The organism is Megasphaera sp. AF13-6AC, assembly GCF_027685385.1.
GTDB classification, from domain to species: Bacteria; Bacillota; Negativicutes; order Veillonellales; family Megasphaeraceae; genus Megasphaera; species Megasphaera micronuciformis.
The window spans coordinates 1-2,241 of record NZ_JAQCUN010000174.1 but is presented as its reverse complement, the minus strand read 5'-3'; the positions used below and the strand labels follow the sequence as shown (position 1 = coordinate 2,241).

The 2,241-nt window shown below is 45.2% G+C and carries 2 protein-coding genes; one reads left to right on the top strand and one right to left on the bottom strand.

The window, feature by feature from the left end; genetic code table 11:
• A partial coding sequence (locus tag PGX78_RS07740; protein WP_270446323.1) for a molybdopterin-guanine dinucleotide biosynthesis protein MobB occupies positions 1-957 on the bottom strand: 957 nt, incomplete at its 3' end.
• 180 nt (positions 958-1,137) lie between these two features.
• On the opposite strand from PGX78_RS07740, the gene PGX78_RS07735 reads away from it, so the two are divergent.
• Positions 1,138-1,953: a formate/nitrite transporter family protein gene (locus PGX78_RS07735; protein ID WP_270446321.1), complete on the top strand. Its 816-nt coding sequence runs from the start codon at positions 1,138-1,140 to the stop codon at positions 1,951-1,953.
• Positions 1,954-2,241: the final 288 nt, after the last annotated feature.

Sequence of the window (2,241 nt, the reverse complement as noted above, 5' to 3'; positions counted from 1 at the left end):
ACGGCGACTTTCAATGAGGACCAAATCTACGGGCATAGAAAAGGCGGCGTGCTCTATAGAGCATTTTTTTTCCGGTCCGTCCGGGATAAGAGCCGTACAAACGGCCCCTGCACGAGTCGCCAAATCCGTATCGCTGCTTTGTTTAGGCCCACTCGGCATGTGATGAGTGCTTTTAACATAGCCGACTTTATACCCCTGGTCGGACAACTCTTTGATGACCTGTGTAGTCAGGTGCGTTTTTCCCGTACCCGAAGTTTCTGCAGTGATGGAAACGACAGGAACGGGACGACTTTGATTAGTTGCACAAGCCAGGGCTTCTTTGTAGGCTATCGGTGTGTTCATGTTCAAGTATTGTCGCGCATAAGGTGTTTCGTCAATGAAAGCCGCTTTTTTATTATAAATTTTCCGAACTCTGTAGTCGCCATCGGCCAAGGCCGTACGGATTTTTTCATAAACTCGTCCCTTATAAAGTGCCGCCAAGGGATTTTCTCGCCCGTCGACAACGGGTATAACAGCGTCATACTCGGAGGCATCGGCAGCCAGCAAAGCAGGAACCCGTGAAAAGTCGAAAAAGGGAAGGTCCACGGCCAGGATGAGCCAACAGTCGGAAGGATATAGTCTCATGGCCGCCTCCATACCGCCTAAGGGGCCGCAGTCCGTATAAAGGTCGGATACGACAGAAAGACGACGCTTGTCGCTAAGATGGATATACTCTGTCGTATGCTCCCTTTGCTTTGTTTTTTTGCGGATAAAATCGGGAAGTTCTTGCGGTTCTATTATCCTATTAGCAGAAATGACCGTGCGTTCAAAGGGATAAACGTAAGAATTTGTCAGCATATGAGTCAGCGTTGTCGAATCTTGCCAGGGTAATTGAGACTTATCTTTTTTCATGCGACTGCTTTTGCCGCCGGCTAAGATTAAAAGTGATAAAGCGGGCATTTTATCATGTCTTTTCAAGGTAACTCACCTCGTTTCAAAACTTCTTTTTAGAGAATCCTATCATATTTTTGCAGTATTGCAAAAAAAAATTATAAAAAAACTTGTGTTGACGAAAATTTATAAAGATGTATACTATAACCTGAACTCATATTATATTTGCTTATTTCTAATAGGTTGGAGCAAGGAGGTATCATTATTATGCTTTCTCCCCAGGAAATTTCGGAAAAGTTTATTGACATCGGTAAGGGTAAGGCCGATCTTTGCTTGCACAAGGCACTTTTATTAGCTTTGTTGGCAGGGATGTACATCGCTTTGGCTGCTGTAGGCGCCAATACGGGCAGCAGTATGATTGAAAATCCGTCACTTGCAAAAATTGTAAGCTCTATGATTTTCCCTGCCGGTCTTGCCATGGTAGTTCTTGCCGGGTCGGAATTATTTACCGGTGACTGCCTTATGATTATCAGTGCCGGTGAAGGGGCTATTTCGTGGAAGAAAATGTTTCGTTGCTGGATTTTAGTGTATATCGGTAACTTTGTGGGCTCTATTTTAGTAGCTTTTTTGATGACACAAGCCCATCAGTACTCCCTGTTCGGCAACGGAGTGGCCTTGGTTACCATGAAAACAGCCGTCGCTAAGGTGTCTTTGTCTCCTTTAAGCGCTCTGATTCTCGGTGTATTCTGTAACTTCCTGGTCTGTGTTGCCGTTTGGATTGCAGCCGGCGGCAGCTCCGTAACGGAAAAGCTTGCATCCGTATACCTTCCCATCTTCCTGTTTGTCGTGTGCGGTTTTGAGCATAGTGTTGCCAATATGTACTACATTCCGGCGGGGATTTTTGCCGCAGGGGATCCTGTTTATGCGGCGTCAGCAGTGGCGAAAGGGATAGATACGTCCGTTCTTACGTGGGGAAACTTCTTTATTAACAACCTGATTCCCGTCACGATTGGAAATATTATCGGCGGTTGTATTCTCGTGGGGGCGGTGTACAAGAAGTGTTACCCCAAGAAAAAGGCATAGAATAGCCATTTGTGAAGAAAAGTACTTGTGTTTGGATACTGGCTATTTATAACAAAATAGGTTACAATAATCATGTAATACCGGCTCCGGCATTCACGTCGAGAGCCGGTTGTTTACACTATGGAGAAATTTTCAGAGAGGCAATACAAGATATGAAACGGATAAAAACGGAAGATGCCGTAGGTCAGGTTCTCTGTCACGATATTACACAGATTATTCGCGGCGTCTCCAAGGGCCCGGTTTTTCGTAAGGGTCATGTGGTACAAAAAGAAGATATACCCGTCCTTT

Bases quoted from the DNA above. Each gene is read 5' to 3' on its own strand.
- PGX78_RS07735 (WP_270446321.1), top strand. From the start codon at position 1,138: ATGCTTTCTCCCCAGGAAATTTCGGAAAAGTTTATTGACATCGGTAAG.